The 15,492-nt window shown below is 32.9% G+C and carries 14 protein-coding genes; 9 read left to right on the forward strand and 5 right to left on the reverse strand.

The genetic code is table 11. The features are described 5' to 3' along the window. Nucleotides 1-10: 10 nt before the first annotated feature. From DMA14_RS17455 to DMA14_RS17465, 3 genes are all read left to right on the forward strand, one after another. Nucleotides 11-1,891 (forward strand): M1 family metallopeptidase, encoded by a 1,881-nt coding sequence (locus DMA14_RS17455; protein WP_111425875.1) that lies wholly within the window; start codon nucleotides 11-13, stop codon nucleotides 1,889-1,891. Between the two features lie 134 nt (nucleotides 1,892-2,025). After that, a complete protein-coding gene (locus DMA14_RS17460) occupies nucleotides 2,026-2,610 on the forward strand; it encodes a Crp/Fnr family transcriptional regulator (protein ID WP_111425876.1) in 585 nt (194 codons plus the stop codon). Nucleotides 2,611-2,704: 94 nt separating this feature from the next. Further along, nucleotides 2,705-3,763 (forward strand): SDR family oxidoreductase, encoded by a 1,059-nt coding sequence (locus DMA14_RS17465; protein WP_111425877.1) that lies wholly within the window; start codon nucleotides 2,705-2,707, stop codon nucleotides 3,761-3,763. A 267-nt stretch (nucleotides 3,764-4,030) separates the two neighbouring features. Here the strand turns inward: DMA14_RS17465 and DMA14_RS17470 are convergent, their stop codons facing one another. After that, nucleotides 4,031-4,969: an L-threonine 3-dehydrogenase gene (locus tag DMA14_RS17470; protein WP_111378900.1), complete on the reverse strand. Its 939-nt coding sequence runs from the start codon at nucleotides 4,967-4,969 to the stop codon at nucleotides 4,031-4,033. Between the two features lie 312 nt (nucleotides 4,970-5,281). Between DMA14_RS17470 and DMA14_RS17475 the strand changes: the two genes are divergently transcribed. From DMA14_RS17475 to DMA14_RS17485, 3 genes are all read left to right on the forward strand, one after another. After that, nucleotides 5,282-5,890, forward strand: a complete 609-nt coding sequence (locus DMA14_RS17475) for a hypothetical protein (RefSeq protein ID WP_111425878.1) — start codon at nucleotides 5,282-5,284, stop codon at nucleotides 5,888-5,890. Continuing rightward, the gene (mfd, locus tag DMA14_RS17480) at nucleotides 5,883-9,248 is read left to right on the forward strand and encodes a transcription-repair coupling factor (RefSeq protein WP_111425879.1); all 3,366 of its coding nucleotides are present in this window, start codon (nucleotides 5,883-5,885) and stop codon (nucleotides 9,246-9,248) included. Before DMA14_RS17475 ends, mfd begins: the two co-directional genes overlap by 8 nt. Nucleotides 9,249-9,490: 242 nt before the next feature. Further along, entirely contained in the window at nucleotides 9,491-10,045 is a 555-nt protein-coding gene (locus DMA14_RS17485; protein ID WP_111425880.1) for a DUF5683 domain-containing protein, read from the forward strand. A gap of 540 nt (nucleotides 10,046-10,585) precedes the next feature. On the opposite strand, the gene DMA14_RS17490 is transcribed toward DMA14_RS17485, so the two are convergent. From DMA14_RS17490 to DMA14_RS17500, 3 genes are all read right to left on the reverse strand, one after another. Beyond that, on the reverse strand, nucleotides 10,586-11,242 hold the full coding sequence (locus tag DMA14_RS17490; RefSeq protein WP_008466087.1) for a hypothetical protein: 657 nt from the start codon (nucleotides 11,240-11,242) through the stop codon (nucleotides 10,586-10,588). A gap of 122 nt (nucleotides 11,243-11,364) precedes the next feature. After that, the gene (locus DMA14_RS17495) at nucleotides 11,365-11,736 is read right to left on the reverse strand and encodes a YraN family protein (RefSeq protein ID WP_111425881.1); all 372 of its coding nucleotides are present in this window, start codon (nucleotides 11,734-11,736) and stop codon (nucleotides 11,365-11,367) included. A gap of 173 nt (nucleotides 11,737-11,909) precedes the next feature. Beyond that, nucleotides 11,910-12,809 (reverse strand): S66 peptidase family protein, encoded by a 900-nt coding sequence (locus DMA14_RS17500; protein ID WP_111426232.1) that lies wholly within the window; start codon nucleotides 12,807-12,809, stop codon nucleotides 11,910-11,912. Nucleotides 12,810-13,038: 229 nt separating this feature from the next. On the opposite strand from DMA14_RS17500, the gene DMA14_RS17505 reads away from it, so the two are divergent. The 3 genes from DMA14_RS17505 (at nucleotide 13,039) to DMA14_RS17515 (ending at nucleotide 15,160) form a co-directional block, all read left to right on the forward strand. Then, nucleotides 13,039-14,130: an endonuclease/exonuclease/phosphatase family protein gene (locus DMA14_RS17505; protein ID WP_111425882.1), complete on the forward strand. Its 1,092-nt coding sequence runs from the start codon at nucleotides 13,039-13,041 to the stop codon at nucleotides 14,128-14,130. A gap of 42 nt (nucleotides 14,131-14,172) precedes the next feature. Further along, nucleotides 14,173-14,712: a 3-hydroxyanthranilate 3,4-dioxygenase gene (locus tag DMA14_RS17510; RefSeq protein WP_111425883.1), complete on the forward strand. Its 540-nt coding sequence runs from the start codon at nucleotides 14,173-14,175 to the stop codon at nucleotides 14,710-14,712. Nucleotides 14,713-14,848: 136 nt separating this feature from the next. Beyond that, a complete protein-coding gene (locus DMA14_RS17515; RefSeq protein WP_111425884.1) occupies nucleotides 14,849-15,160 on the forward strand; it encodes a hypothetical protein in 312 nt (103 codons plus the stop codon). 2 nt (nucleotides 15,161-15,162) lie between these two features. Here the strand turns inward: DMA14_RS17515 and DMA14_RS17520 are convergent, their stop codons facing one another. Beyond that, nucleotides 15,163-15,453, reverse strand: coding sequence for a type II toxin-antitoxin system RelE/ParE family toxin (locus DMA14_RS17520; RefSeq protein ID WP_111425885.1), 291 nt, complete (start codon nucleotides 15,451-15,453; stop codon nucleotides 15,163-15,165). Nucleotides 15,454-15,492 lie beyond the last annotated feature (39 nt).

Consider the following 15,492-nt stretch of genomic DNA (forward strand, 5'->3'; position numbering starts at 1 on the left):
ACATATTAACATGCGAAAAATTATTTTACTTTCTTTCCTAAGCTTAGGTTTTAACTCGGCTTTTGCACAAAGCGCCCCATATTGGCAGCAGCACGCTGACTATAAAATGGAGGTTTCGATGGATGTAAAAAACTATCAGTACAAAGGAAAACAAGAATTGGTTTATACCAACAACTCTTCTGATACTCTAAAAAAAGTATTCTATCATTTGTTTCCAAACGCATTTCAACCGGGAAGCGAAATGGATGCGCGCCTTCATTTTATTAAAGATCCAGACGGAAGAATGGTAAACAAAGTTAAACAAGCTGACGGAAAAGAAGTAAAACAAAGCCGTATTGAAACTTTAAAACCTAACGAAATTGGGTATTTAAAAATTGCAAATTTTAAACAAGACGGTGTTACAGCTCAAACAAGAGTTTCAGGAACAATCTTAGAAGTAACTTTGGCAAAACCAATCCTTCCAAATTCTAAAACCACTTTTACATTAGATTTTGACGGACAGGTTCCAGTTCAAATTCGTCGTTCAGGAAGAAACAATTCTGAAGGAGTAGAGCTTTCTATGTCACAATGGTATCCAAAATTAGCCGAATTTGATTTTGAAGGATGGCACGCAGATCCGTACATCGCAAGAGAATTTCACGGTGTTTGGGGTAATTTTGATGTGAAAATTACAATTGATAAAGAATACACTATTGGTGGTTCTGGATATTTACAAGATAAAAATTCAATTGGTCACGGTTACCAAGATGCAGGCGTAACGGTTACATATCCTAAAAAAGCAAAAACGTTGACTTGGCATTTTATTGCGCCAAATGTTCACGATTTTACATGGGCTGCCGATAAAGAATATACACACGATATTGTAAAAGGACCAAATGATGTTGATCTGCATTTCTTCTACAAAAACAACGAAAAAACAACTGCAAACTGGAAACAGTTAGAGCCGTTAATGGTTAAAGTAATGGATTATTACAACCAGAGAGTAGGAGCATATCCATACAAACAATATTCATTTATTCAAGGTGGAGATGGTGGAATGGAGTACGCAATGTGTACTTTAATGTTAGGAAACGGAACCCTTGAAGGAATTCTAGGAACTGCAACGCACGAATTAGGGCACTCTTGGTTCCAGCATATTTTAGCTTCAAACGAATCAAAACACCCTTGGATGGATGAAGGTTTTACCACTTACATCGAAGATAGTGCTTTGAACGAATTAAAAGGAGACAAAAAAGAAGTAAACCCTTTTGCTGGGAATTACAAGGCCTATTACAGTTTAGTAAATTCTGGTAAAGAACAACCTCAGACAACTCACGGAGACCGTTACGATGAGAACCGTCCGTACAGTATTTCTTCTTATGTTAAAGGAAGTCTTTTCCTTTCTCAGTTAGAATACGTAATCGGGAAAGAGAATGTTGATGCGACTTTAAAAAGATATTTCAACGATTTCAAATTCAAACACCCAACACCTAATGACATCAAAAGAACAGCAGAAAGAGTTTCTGGAGCTGAGTTAGATTGGTATTTGATTGATTGGACACAAACAACTAACACGATCGATTACGGAATTAAGGATGTGGCTGATAATGCAGGAAAAACAACAGTTTCTTTAGAAAGAATTGGAAGAATGCCAATGCCAATCGATTTAAAAGTAGATTACACAGACGGAACATCTGAGACATTTTATATTCCGTTGAGAATGATGAACTTCATTAAACCAAATCCAAACCCGAACGAAAAAAGAACAGTTTTAGAAGACTGGGCTTGGGCACAGCAAAACTATAGTTTTACAATTGACAAGAACAAGACGTCAATCAAAAAAATCACTATTGATCCAAGCGGATTAATGGCTGATGTAAAACAAACAAATAATGTTTTTGAAGTGAAGTAAAGATTCAAAAATGTTAAATAAAAAAATCCAAAGCTAGTTTCTGGCTTTGGATTTTTTTTGCTTGATAAATTTAAAAGAGTTGTAATTTTGATACAATAGTAATCTTGTAGATTGAAATTTTAAATCCAAAAAGAATGGCACAATACGAATCTTTAATAAAACATTTGCAAGACCGAATAGAACTTTCTGAGGAAGAAATGAATCAATTTGTTTCTAATTTTAAAATAAAAAAGATAAAGAAACGGCAGTTTATAGTGCAGCCAGATTTTGTGGCAAAACATAGAAACTATGTGGTAGAAGGCGCTTTAAGGGCGTATGTTGTAAATGATGAAGGGCAGGAACACACGATTGCCTTTGCTATTGAAGATTGGTGGATTTCTGACTATAATAGTTACATTTATCAACAGCCGGCCACGATGTTTGTTATGGCTTTAGAAGATGCTGTTTTGTTGCAAATAGATTTCGAAACGGAAGCGAAATTGAAAAAGGCGAATCCAAAATTTGAAACTTTTTTTCGAATTACAGCAGAACGTACAGCAGCTTTTTTTCAACGAAGAATTATTACAAATCTCACATCTTCGGCAGAAGAGCGTTATGATAAATTTACAAACCAATTCCCTTTAATCGCAAATCGAGTACCTCAATATGCATTGGCTTCTTATTTAGGGATGACAACAGAATTTCTTTCGAAAATAAAAAACAATAAATTGAAAAAGTAAACTTGAACTAGTTCAACGGTATTTCATAATCTACTTCATTTTATAGCTCTTCAGCTTGTCTGAACTTTGTAAAACAATTTTAAATACAAAGAAAATGACAGCAAATAAAAATACAGCATTGGTTGTTGGCGCAAATGGCGTTATAGGTGCAAATCTTATAGAATATCTTTTGTCTACTAAGAACTGGGATGTTATTGGATTGTCTCGAAAAGGAGGCACAAATGCACCTAATCTGAAATACATTTCAGTTGATTTATTGGATACTGAAAACAGTAAAAAGCAGTTATCTGATCTCACAAATATTACGCATATATTTTATACCGCTTATCAAGATCGTCCATCATGGTCTGAGCTTGTTGAGCCGAATCTTAATATGCTTAAGAATGTAGTTGAGATAATTGAGCCGATAGCTAAAGACTTACAGCATATTAGTTTGATGCAGGGATACAAAGTTTATGGAGCTCATTTAGGACCTTTTAAAACTCCAGCTAAAGAAACAGATGCGGGTCATATGCCTCCAGAATTTAACATTGACCAGCAGCAATATTTAGAAAAAAAGAAAGAAGGAAAAAAGTGGAATTGGAGTGCTATTAGACCTTCTGTTGTAGGCGGTACTGCAATAGGAAACCCAATGAATTTGGCGCTTTTGATAGCTGTATATGCATCAATTTCGAAAGAATTAAATCTTCCGCTTCGATTTCCAGGAAAAGCAGGAGCATACGATAAACTTATGGAAATGACTGATGCTGGACTTTTGGCAAAAGCAACTGTTTGGGCAGCAACAAATCCGCAATGTGCAAATCAGGCTTTTAATATTAATAATGGTGATCTGTTTCGATGGACAGAACTTTGGCCTAAAATTGCGAAATATTTTGATATTCCTGTTGCACCGCCACTACAAATGGAACTAAAAACTGTAATGGCTGACAAAAAAGATTTATGGGGAAATATTCAGGAAAAATACGATTTAGAAAAACACGATTATGAAAAATTGGCCAGCTGGAACTTTGGAGATTTTGTTTTTTCTTGGGATTATGATTTTTTCGCTGATGGAACCAAAGCAAGACGTTTAGGGTTTTACGAGTTTATAGATACAGAAGAAATGTTTTTTAGTCTTTTCGATCAATTGCGCCAAGAAAGAATTATACCGTAAATAAGAATGGTTTTTTGAAGTAAATAGGAAAGAAAAAGCACTATAAAAGTTGATAAACGAGACTTTTTCTTTTAAGGCGTAACGTTTTTTCTAAATAACCTTCAGCTTTAGCTGGAGGAACAAAAATGAGAATAAAAAAGGCTTTAGCCAAACCATCAAAGTCTGGCTAAAGCCTTTCATTTTTATAACAAAAAACCTCCAGCTAAAGCTGGAGGCAATTGATTATTTGCTTTATAATGACAGTAAACAAATTGTGCTGAAAAGAATTTAACTCAAATGTTCAATCATATCTTTTGTCATAGTTTCCAAATCAAATTTATGATTCCATCCCCAGTCTTCTCTTGCAGAAGAATCATCTATGCTTGCTGGCCAGCTATCCGCAATTTTCTGACGGAAATCTGGATTATAAGTAATTTCAAATTCAGGAATATGTTTTTTGATTTCTGCAGCAATTTCTGTTGGAGTAAAACTCATTGCAGCCAAATTGTATGAAGAATGTATTTTGATTTCTTCAGCCGGAGCTTTCATGATGTTAATTGTTGCATCAATTGCATCATCCATATACATCATTGGCATTTTGGTTTCAGATGATAAGAAGCATTCGTATTTTTTATCAGCAATTGCTTTGTAGAAAATATCAACCGCATAATCTGTAGTTCCGCCGCCTGGAGGAGTAGACCAGCTGATTAAGCCAGGATAACGAATACTGCGAACATCTACACCATAAATGTTATGATAATATTCGCACCATCTCTCGCCCGCTTGTTTGCTGATTCCGTAAACAGTAGAAGGTTCCATTACAGTATATTGAGGTGTGTTTTCTTTTGGAGTTGTTGGTCCAAAAACAGCAATACTTGAAGGCCAGAAGATCTTCTGAATTTTTTTAGCTTTAGCTAAATTCAAAACATGAAAAAGTGAGTTCATATTTAAATCCCAAGCAAAAGCTGGATTTTTCTCGGCAGTTGCAGATAAAAGTGCTGCCATCAGATATATATCTGTAATCTTATGCACTTCGACCAAATGTTCGATCTGATTAAAATCTAAAGCATTGACCACTTCAAAAGGGCCTGAATTCACAACATCAGTATTAAGTTTTCGAATATCAGAAGCGATAACATTCTCGGTTCCGTATAATTTACGCAGTTTTTGCGTCAGCTCTGTTCCAATCTGACCGCAGGCGCCAATGATCAATATTTTAGGATTCATTTCGTGATAATTTTTTAGAGATACAAATATAACGTTTTCGCAATTACGCGCACTTTTTTGGAGAATAAATTATAAATTCAATAATTAAAAAGTTTGTTTGTTATATTATTCTCTTTTAAAAGTGTGTCTTTGTGCCTTTTTTAAAATCGGTTAAAAAAGCGCTGTTTTATTGGAAAAATAACATTTCAAATTATAATGCCGACAGCCATAAAAAGACAAAAAAATAACCTTGATTTATAGAATCTTTAGCAAAAAACAGAATTCATAATTGTAAATTTACTTCGTAACTTTGCGGTCAAACTATTTTTATCAATGAAATATCAAATATCTCTTTTTTTGCTTTTGACAACTCTATTATTTTCTTGCCAAAATGAAAATGAAAAGCGCCTTGCAGAAAATGCAAAAGAAGCGAAAAAGAAAGAAACTATTTTTAATAATATAAATAAGGGCTGGACTTTTCTAGACGAACCCATTAACGAAATCTCAGAATCACAATTGAATTCTTGGACAGAATGGCGTGAATTTATGAAAGAAATTGGAGAAAAGCCTAGAAAGACCATTGGAGCATTTCAGAAAAAATCGGCTGCTATTTCTAAAAAAGCAATGGCTTTAAATAATAATATTCCAGCTCAGTTTAACCAGCCTCAAATAAAAAGCCGTATTTCTATTTTAATTACTAAAATTAGAATGCTGGATTTATTTATTCATTTGAGCACCATTCCAGATGATAAAGTGGTTTTTTTAATTCAAGAAATCAATAAGGAACTGATTTCTTTGGAGAGACAAATGGATAAAATTGTCGAAAAAGCCAAAATTCCTAAAGAACAAGGAGAAGAAGATTTCCTTAGAATGTTAGACACAACACGCGCGATTCCAAATTCGGCACCGCCAATAGATCCAAATATACCGAGAGTTGAGTAAAAACGCTTTATATACTACATACGACAATCTGCCAAAAGCAGAGCAGATTGCTAAAAATTTACTGGAAGGAAATCAGGTAAAAATGAACATCAGCGGATTGTTGGGATCTGCTGTTTCTTTTATAATACGTTCCGTTTTCAGAAAAACCGAACTGCCTTTTCTGATTGTTTTAGACAATAAAGAAGAAGCTGCGTATTATTTAAACGATTTGGAACAGATGATTGGAGAACAAGATGTTTTGTTTTATCCCGCATCATTTCGCCGTCCTTACCAGATTGATGAAACCGATAATGCCAATGTTTTGCTTCGTGCTGAGGTTTTAAATAGAATCAATTCAAGAAAAAAACCAGCCGTAATTGTTACGTATCCTGAAGCACTTTTTGAGAAAGTAGTTACGAGAAGAGAACTAGATAAAAACACTTTAAAAGTTGCTTTGAACGATAAAATTTCGATTGATTTCATCAACGAAGTTTTGTTCGAATACGAATTTAAAAGAGTAGATTTCATTACCGAACCTGGAGAATTTTCAGTTCGTGGAGGAATTGTCGATGTTTTCTCTTTTTCAAATGATCATCCTTATAGAATTGAGTTTTTTGGAAACGAAGTAGACAGTATCAGAACTTTTGATGTTGAAACGCAATTATCTGTCGAAACGCATAAAAAAATTACGATTATCCCAAATGTGGAGAACAAACTTTTTCAGGAAAACCGTGAAAGTTTCTTAGATTATATTGCTGAGAAAACAGTTCTTTTCATTCAAAATACCGAAGGACTTTTTAGTCAATTAGATAAACAATTTGCGAGAGCAGAAGAAGCTTTTGAGAAATTATCGAAAGAAATAAAACATGCCACGCCGGAACAATTGTTCTTAAATCAGGCTTCGTTTATAAAAAGATCTTTGGATTTTTCGGTTGTAGAATTGGCCTCAAGACCAGTTTATAAAACTACTAAAAAATTCGAATTTCATATTCAGCCACAGCCATCTTTCAATAAACAATTTGATTTATTGCTGAATAATCTAAGTGACAATCATTTTAACGGATATGTCAACTATCTGTTCTGTTCGAATGATACGCAGGCAAAACGTTTTCATGATATTTTTGAATCTTTGGATGAAGCCAATTCAGAAAATATCAGAAAGCAATATCATACGATTGTATTGCCTTTATATCAAGGTTTTATTGATGAAGAAAACCAAATAACGGCTTATACCGATCACCAGATTTTTGAGCGTTATCATAAATTCAACATTAAAAATGGATATTCTAAAAAGCAGAATATCACTTTAAAAGAATTAACAGCACTTTCTGTAGGCGATTATGTAACGCATATCGATCACGGAATTGGTAAGTTTGGTGGATTGCAGAAAATTCAGGTTGAAGGAAAAACGCAAGAAGCCATAAAATTGGTTTATGCTGATAATGATATTGTGTATGTGAGTATTCACTCACTTCATAAAATCTCCAAATACAACGGAAAAGACGGAACGCCTCCGAAAATCTATAAACTTGGATCGAACGCTTGGAAGGTCTTAAAACAGAAAACCAAAGCTCGCGTCAAACATATTGCATTCAACTTGATTCAGTTGTATGCAAAACGCCGTTTAGAAAAAGGGTTTCAGTTTGCGCCAGACAGTTATCTTCAGAACGAATTGGAAAGTTCGTTTATTTACGAAGATACGCCAGACCAAATGAAATCGACGGCGGAAGTAAAAGCCGACATGGAAAGCGATCGCCCAATGGATCGCTTGGTTTGTGGTGATGTTGGTTTTGGAAAAACTGAGGTTGCAATTCGTGCTGCTTTTAAAGCCGTTGACAATAGTAAACAAGTTGCGGTTTTGGTTCCTACTACGATTTTGGCGTATCAGCATTATAGAACTTTCTCTGAACGTTTGAAAGATATGCCGGTTTCAATAGGTTATTTGAATCGATTTAGAACGGCAAAACAAAAAACACAAACACTAAAAGATTTAGCTGAAGGAAAATTAGATATCGTAATTGGAACGCATCAATTGGTCAATAAAAATGTCGTTTTTAAAGACTTAGGTTTATTGATTGTTGATGAGGAACAAAAGTTTGGAGTTAATGTAAAAGATAAATTAAAAACCATTGCGGCTAATGTTGATACGTTGACATTAACGGCAACACCAATTCCGAGAACTTTGCAGTTTTCTTTGATGGCCGCGAGAGATTTATCGGTAATTACAACTCCTCCGCCAAATCGTTATCCGATTGAAACGAATGTTGTTGGTTTTAATGAAGAAATTATTCGTGATGCGATTTCGTATGAAATTCAACGAAACGGACAGGTTTTCTTTATCAATAATAGAATTGAAAATATAAAAGAAGTGGCAGGAATGATTCAGCGTTTGGTTCCAAATGCAAGAGTTGGAATTGGCCACGGACAAATGGATGGCGCAAAACTAGAAGAGTTGATGTTAGGCTTCATGAATGGAGATTTTGATGTTTTGGTCGCAACAACCATTATCGAAAGCGGTTTGGACGTTCCGAATGCTAACACGATTTTCATCAATAATGCCAATAATTTTGGATTATCAGACTTGCATCAAATGCGCGGGCGTGTTGGCCGAAGCAATAAAAAAGCATTCTGTTATTTCATTTGTCCGCCATATTCATCTATGACTGAAGATGCCAGAAAACGTATTCAGGCGTTGGAACAATTCAGCGAATTGGGAAGTGGTTTCAACATTGCAATGAAAGATTTGGAGATTCGTGGAGCAGGAGATTTATTAGGTGGAGAACAAAGCGGTTTCATCAATGAAATTGGTTTTGACACCTACCAAAAAATCATGAACGAAGCCATCGAAGAATTGAAGGAAAACGAATTCAAAGATTTATATCCTGAAGAAAATGATATCGATACCAAAGAATACGTAAAAGACATTCAGATCGATGCCGATTTTGAACTTTTATTCCCAGATGAATATATCAATAATGTTTCAGAACGTTTGGTTTTATATAACGAATTAGGTGCTATAAAAGACGAAGCTGGTTTACAGGAATTTGAGAAAAAACTAATTGACCGTTTCGGACCATTGCCAAAACCTGCTGTTGCTTTATTAAACAGCATTAGAATAAAATGGATTGCTACGAAAGTCGGAATTGAGAAATTGGTTTTAAAACAAGGTAAAATGATTGGTTATTTTGTTTCAGATCAGCAGTCTGATTATTACCAGTCAGTGAAGTTTAGAAATGTTTTAAACTTTGTTCAAAAGCATAGCACACTCTGCAAAATGAAAGAAAAACAAACCGTAAACGGATTACGTTTGTTATTGACTTTTGAAAACGTAAAATCTATTAAACGAGCTCTAGAATTGATGGAGTTGTTTGAGGAGTAAAATAAAGTTTGCCACGAATTTCACGAATTCACACGAATTTTTTTGCCACAGATTAAAAGGATTATGAAGATTAAAAAATCATTTAAATCCTTTTAATCTGTGGCAAAAATTGTTTAAGATAATTCGTGTGAATTCGTGAAATTCGTGGCTAATAAAAAATTAAGTTTTCTTTATCTTTTACTTAAGAAAAATCTTAGAATTAAAAAGGTTTCTTTGAGTCAAATTTTCAAAGACAACTTTATATGCAGAACCAATTTATTCTCCTTTTTCTATTCTTAGGATTAACTACAATCTTCGCTCAGGGAAGAAATAAAAACATTTTAAATGATTCTCTAAAATCAGAAACCATTGACCCGCTTCGTCCTGCAAAGGCTGCATTTTATTCGGCTGTTTTGCCTGGTTTAGGTCAGATCTACAATAAAAAATATTGGAAACTTCCTTTAGTTTATGGCGCAATTGGTACAAGCGCATATTTGTACATTGATAATCAGAAAAGCTACAATTTGTACAGAGATGAATATAAAAGCAGATTGGAAGGAAAAAAAAGTGATTCGGAATTTTTGGCTGGTTTAAGTGAAAGCCAATTAATTACGGCTCAAAAAGGTTATCAGAGAAACAGAGATTTATCTGCTTTATTTATGGTGGGTTTTTATATTTTAAATATAATCGATGCCAATGTTGACGCTGCCTTGTCTCAATTTAATGTAAATGAAAGATTAGCGTTTAAACCTACAATCATAAAAAATGATATCACATTTAAGAACGATTTTGGATTTGCTGTGAATTATTCATTTTAAAATAAAAAATCACTCCGAAGAGTGATTTTAAGGGCAATATTTGTGGTTTTGGTTAGATAATTTCATTGTAAAGTTAAAAAAACCGTGCATCGTGTCGAGCACTTTATTCATTTGGTTCTAGACCATATTTATCGAGATTCCGATTTCCTCGGTTATTAGCTTATTTATTTTTTCCGCGACATTTTAATTAAATGATCAAAATGTGAGGTCTGATATTGATCTCATCACAAATATATAAAAATATTATTCGTAATAAATTATATGTAAAAAAACTTAATTCGTATTTTTTGTTAGTTTTTTATATAAAAGACATAAAAGGCGATGCGAAGTGGCATTTTACAAGTAAGTGTCATATTGACGCTTTTTCGAAATAATATTTATTTGAGAATTTGTCTTTTGAGAATATTCTTATTTACTAAAAACCTAATTATGTCAATACATTCTTTTATTCAAAAAAAATCCTTTTGTCTTTCATTAAAAAGACAAAAGGATTTTGTGCTATAAAGAAGAATCAAAGCAATTCTTTAAAATCTTATTTTATTAGTTTTTCAAGTCTTTAATTACTTTAAAAGCAACATCTACTTGATCTTCTCCAACTAAAATGGTAAATTCATTTGAAGTTGAAATTACCTCATTGATGATAATCCCTTCCCAAGCCAAACGTTGAAAAATGAAGTAGTAAATACCAGGAACAACAATGTTTTCTTTTGGTAATTTTACGGTAATAGAAGCCAAATTATCCAATTTCTGGATTAGTTTTTCTCTCATAAAGTGTTTCTCAACCAAATGATTAACACTGCTGCTTACTACGATATTAGTTTCGTTTACTCCACGAGATGAGGTATAAAAAATATCAGATAAAGCATTAATATCGGAGATTAAATCTGCTTGTTTGTTTAAGACAGTTTCAGATGCTGCAAAAGTGTAATCTGTAAGTTCAGAACGAACCGTGATTTCACCAATATTTTTAATTACTTTATTGATTTTGTGGTTCAATTTAAAATCTAGTTCTTCCGTCAGTCGTTTTAAAGACATTACTACAGCGCCTTGTTTTACTTCTTTTCCAAACTCACTTTCTAATTCGGTCATGATATTTCGCGAAAGTGATGTTAGGTTAATAATTCCGAGTGACAGGGCATTTAATAAAAATGGTTTTGTTTTAATGTAGTTTTCTACAATAGAAGAAACAGTTTTCATAATTCTTTTTTTTTTTTGGTAACAGTTGAGTTGGTTTGTTAATTTAACATTGCGATGTTATAATTCTTTGCAAATATAAATAAAAAAACAAATTGTTACAATTATAACAATAAAAAATTATGTTAAAAGTGATAAAAAGCGTCGGTAAGATGTTCAATTGCAAATGATTCCCCATTTTTATGGACCGCAATGATGTCAAAACGAATTTCTAAATCTTCTCGAAAATCCTTTTCCCTATCGTTTATGTAGGCATTTACTGCTTTAATAAGTAATTGAATCTTTTTTTGCTTTACAAAATCTTGCGGAGAACCAAAATCTAAACTCGAACGAGTTTTAACTTCGACAATTGCCAAAACAGCATCTTTTTGTGCAATTATATCTATTTCTGCTTTTTGGATGACAAAGTTTCTTTCTAGAATAGAATATCCATTTTCTTCAAGATGTGCAGCGGCAAGATCTTCACCTAATTTTCCTAAGTCGTTATGTTCTGCCATGAGATTTGTTTTTTTGTTTCAAGTTTCAGGTTGTTGAAAACTGGATAATAGTTTTATGTTTTTTGCATGCAAAGACGCGAAGCCGCAAAGTTTTAATATTCTTTGTGGCTTCGCGTCTTTGCGAGATTTTTATGTGGTATTTTTGAGTTTCCTTAAAAAGGAGCAGACTGATACTATTTTTTAAAAGTAACCGTACTTCCAGAAGCAGTAACTTCTATAGAAATAGTGTTTCCCATAATCAAAGCTCTATTGTCTCTAATATGTCCTGCTGGGAAATTAAAAATTACTGGAATATTGTATTTTTTGGTTACGTCATCAATAATTTCTAAAGCATTTTTCCCCCAAGGCACTTCATTATCTTTCATGCTTGTCATTCCGCCGATAATGATTCCTTTCAGATTTTCGATGCAGCCGTTACGTCTTAGATTCATCATCATGCGGTCGATGTGATACAAATATTCATCTAAATCTTCTATAAATAAAATTTTATCCTTGCAATCAATTGCAGACGGAGATCCTAATAGACTATATAAAATTGAAAGATTACCGCCGACTAATTCTCCCGTTGCGCTTCCCAAACGATTCATCGGACTTGGGCTGATAGAGTAGGAAATAGGTTCGTTAAATAAAGCGGCTTTTAATGAACTTACCGCATCTGGCGTCGCTCTAGGAACGGTTACCGGCATAATACCATGAATAGATTTATAGCCCATCGTATTCAAATGATTATGAAGAACCGTTACATCACTAAAACCGATAACCCATTTAGGATGCTGTTTGAATTTGGTAAAATCTAGTAAATCTAACATTCTAACAGTACCATATCCGCCACGAACGCACCAGATCGCTTTAATATTTGGATTGTCCATTTGTTTCTGAAAATCGACAGCTCTTTGTTCATCTGTTCCGGCCAATTGATTATAATCTAAACCAATTGTAGAGCCAATTACGGCTTCTAAACCCCAACTGTGCAATAAATCTATTGTTGGTTTTAAATTGTCATCAATGTTTTTTCTTGCTGTTGCCAAAAGTGCCACAGTATCTCCTTTTTGTAAATAAGGCGGTGTTATCATGTTTTGTTGAGATTGACAGTTGAATGATTGTAAAGCAAAAATAAGAAATGCGAGTTGATAAAAAATAGTCGGTTTTTTAATATTTAAAAGGTTTTTCATGATCATCATTTGCTTCTTTTCATTTGTATGAAAAAACAAATATAGAAATTTTAGATTTTAAATTTATTTGAAATTTCTTACATTTAGATAAAAAGATTAATATTGGAATGTTTTTTAAAATACTTTCTATATGCACTTTTTCAGAATCTTTTTAATAATTCTACTTTTTTCAGTTCAAACGCATTCCCAACCTAAAAAGTATAAAATTCATACAGTTGCCTTTTACAATTTCGAAAACCTTTATGACACTGTAGATGATGTATTTACAAATGATGACGAATGGACGCCAAATGGAGCGCAACGTTGGACGACAGAAAAATACCAGCAGAAATTAAAAAATCTTGCAAGAGTTATTTCTGAAATTGGAATGCCTGAAAATTCAAATGCGCCAACTTTAATTGGTGGAGCTGAAATCGAGAATCGTAATGTTTTAGAAGACTTGATCAAAGAACCAGCGTTGCAAGCTTTAGATTTGGGAATCATTCATTTTGATTCACCAGACAAACGTGGTATCGATGTCGCTTTGCTTTATCAGAAAAAATATTTCAGACCAACTTCTTATTCAAATATTCCTTTAATTATTTATAAAAAAGAAATTGTCAAAAAAGAACAAGAAGCAGAAGTTTTGGATGATGAAATTGAAGCTAAAATAGAAAACAAAAATCGAGTTTTTACAAGAGATCAGCTTTTGGTTTCAGGATTTTTAGAAAATGAAGAAATACATATTATCGTAAATCACTGGCCATCTAGATCTGGTGGAGAAAAAGCAACAACAATGTTTCGAGAAGCCGCAGGAAAATTGAACAGGAAAATTATTGATTCATTACAACAGATTAATCCACAAGCAAAAGTATTGACAATGGGAGATTTTAACGATGGACCATTTAATAAAAGCATAAAAAAAGGGTTAGGAGCAAAAGGAGCAAAAGCTGAAGTTGCTGAATTTGATGTTTTTAATCCGTTTGAAGACCTTGCTAATAAAGGTTTAGGAACTATTGCTTATCGTGATTCTTGGAACATTTTTGATCAAATTATTATAACATCATCTTTAGTGAGAGCTGATTTTTCAACTTTTAATTTTTGGAAAGCGGGCATTTTCAACAGACCTTATCTTATTCAAAATTCTGGTGCATATAAAGGATATCCGTTGCGGAATACACTCAGTGACGCAGGTTTTAGTGATCATTTCCCAGTTTATATTTATTTGATAAAAGAGTTTTAATGGGTTTTCACTACCTTAGCTCTTCATAAATTTTGAATAAAAATGGCTATAGCAAAACCTTTTAACCTAACACAATGGATTGACGAAAACCGTCATTTACTTAAACCGCCTGTTGGAAATAAAAACTTATATGTTGATTCTGGAGATTATATTGTAATGATTGTTGCGGGACCAAATGCACGAAAAGATTACCATTATAACGAAACAGAAGAACTTTTTTATCAGTTGGAAGGAAGTATTAAGGTTGTCATTCAGGAAGATGGACAGCGTAAAGAAATGGAATTAAATGCTGGAGATATGTATTTACATCCTGCTAAAGTGCCACATTCTCCTGTTCGTTCAGAAGGTTCTATCGGACTTGTAATTGAGCGTAAACGTGCTGGGCAAGGTTTTACAGATGGTTTGCTTTGGCATTGTGATAACTGCAATCATAAATTGTATGAAGTGTATTTTGAACTTCATAATATCGAAAAAGATTTTCTGCCTCATTTTGAACACTTCTACAATTCGGAAGAATTAAGAACCTGTGATAATTGTGGAATTGTTATGGAAACTGATCCAAGATTCACGGCTAAGAAATAATATTTTATTTGATAGAAATACGAAACCCGACAAGTTTTTAAAACCTGTCGGGTTTATTTTTTTATGTTAAAAGAAAGAATTTTGTATCATTTTTGATGTATATTTGTGTCACAAACGTTGTTAAAAAGCAATAAAAATGATACAGGAGATAATTGCATATAAAAATATAGTTGATAATATCGAAAGTTTAATCGAAAAATCAGCATATAAAAAAAATTACATTATTGAACAAGTTGGCATTTCTAGCCCAACGTTTTATAGAAAATTAAAAACTAAATCATTTACTCCAGATGAAGTTCTATCAATTGCCAAACTACTTTCACCAAAAGAAAATTTTATACTAGATTTAAAAGCTGATATTGAGCAAGGAAAACTTGATTTGAAAAATGGAGATTTTATAACTCATGAAGAAATGTTAGCTGAATTAAAAAGTAAAAACCTAATATAAAATTACAAGTCAATTATATTTATTGGTTTTTGACGATTGTTATAAAAAGAAATTAATTCTAAATAGTCCTTCTCTATTTGATAGTATAAGCTGATATGTCTTGAAATCACTATTTCTCTACATCTCAAGTTTGTATTGTATTTTCCAAGCATTGGGTTGACTTCTAATAAACTCAAAACGTGTAAAACATCTTTGATGAATTTTTGAGCTATTAATGGAGACCAAAAATATTCTAAATAGTTTTGAATATTATAAAAAGTATAATTTGCTCTTTTGGACCAAATAATTCTCATTTAATAAAATTTATTCAGCTAAAATATAAAAAATAACTT

Origin of the sequence: Flavobacterium sharifuzzamanii (genome assembly GCF_003254585.1) — a bacterium.
Taxonomy (GTDB): Bacteria; Bacteroidota; Bacteroidia; order Flavobacteriales; family Flavobacteriaceae; genus Flavobacterium; species Flavobacterium sharifuzzamanii.

What these genes read in the sequence shown, in the direction of transcription:
- DMA14_RS17455 (WP_111425875.1), top strand. Translation starts at nt 11, where the DNA reads ATGCGAAAAATTATTTTACTTTCTTTCCTAAGCTTAGGTTTTAACTCG.
- DMA14_RS17460 (WP_111425876.1), top strand. Translation starts at nt 2,026, where the DNA reads ATGGCACAATACGAATCTTTAATAAAACATTTGCAAGACCGAATAGAA.
- DMA14_RS17465 (WP_111425877.1), top strand. Translation starts at nt 2,705, where the DNA reads ATGACAGCAAATAAAAATACAGCATTGGTTGTTGGCGCAAATGGCGTT.
- DMA14_RS17470 (WP_111378900.1), bottom strand. Translation starts at nt 4,969, where the DNA reads ATGAATCCTAAAATATTGATCATTGGCGCCTGCGGTCAGATTGGAACA.
- DMA14_RS17475 (WP_111425878.1), top strand. Translation starts at nt 5,282, where the DNA reads ATGAAATATCAAATATCTCTTTTTTTGCTTTTGACAACTCTATTATTT.
- DMA14_RS17485 (WP_111425880.1), top strand. Translation starts at nt 9,491, where the DNA reads ATGCAGAACCAATTTATTCTCCTTTTTCTATTCTTAGGATTAACTACA.
- DMA14_RS17490 (WP_008466087.1), bottom strand. Translation starts at nt 11,242, where the DNA reads ATGAAAACTGTTTCTTCTATTGTAGAAAACTACATTAAAACAAAACCA.
- DMA14_RS17495 (WP_111425881.1), bottom strand. Translation starts at nt 11,736, where the DNA reads ATGGCAGAACATAACGACTTAGGAAAATTAGGTGAAGATCTTGCCGCT.
- DMA14_RS17500 (WP_111426232.1), bottom strand. Translation starts at nt 12,809, where the DNA reads ATGATAACACCGCCTTATTTACAAAAAGGAGATACTGTGGCACTTTTG.
- DMA14_RS17505 (WP_111425882.1), top strand. Translation starts at nt 13,039, where the DNA reads ATGCACTTTTTCAGAATCTTTTTAATAATTCTACTTTTTTCAGTTCAA.
- DMA14_RS17510 (WP_111425883.1), top strand. Translation starts at nt 14,173, where the DNA reads ATGGCTATAGCAAAACCTTTTAACCTAACACAATGGATTGACGAAAAC.
- DMA14_RS17515 (WP_111425884.1), top strand. Translation starts at nt 14,849, where the DNA reads ATGATACAGGAGATAATTGCATATAAAAATATAGTTGATAATATCGAA.
- DMA14_RS17520 (WP_111425885.1), bottom strand. Translation starts at nt 15,453, where the DNA reads ATGAGAATTATTTGGTCCAAAAGAGCAAATTATACTTTTTATAATATT.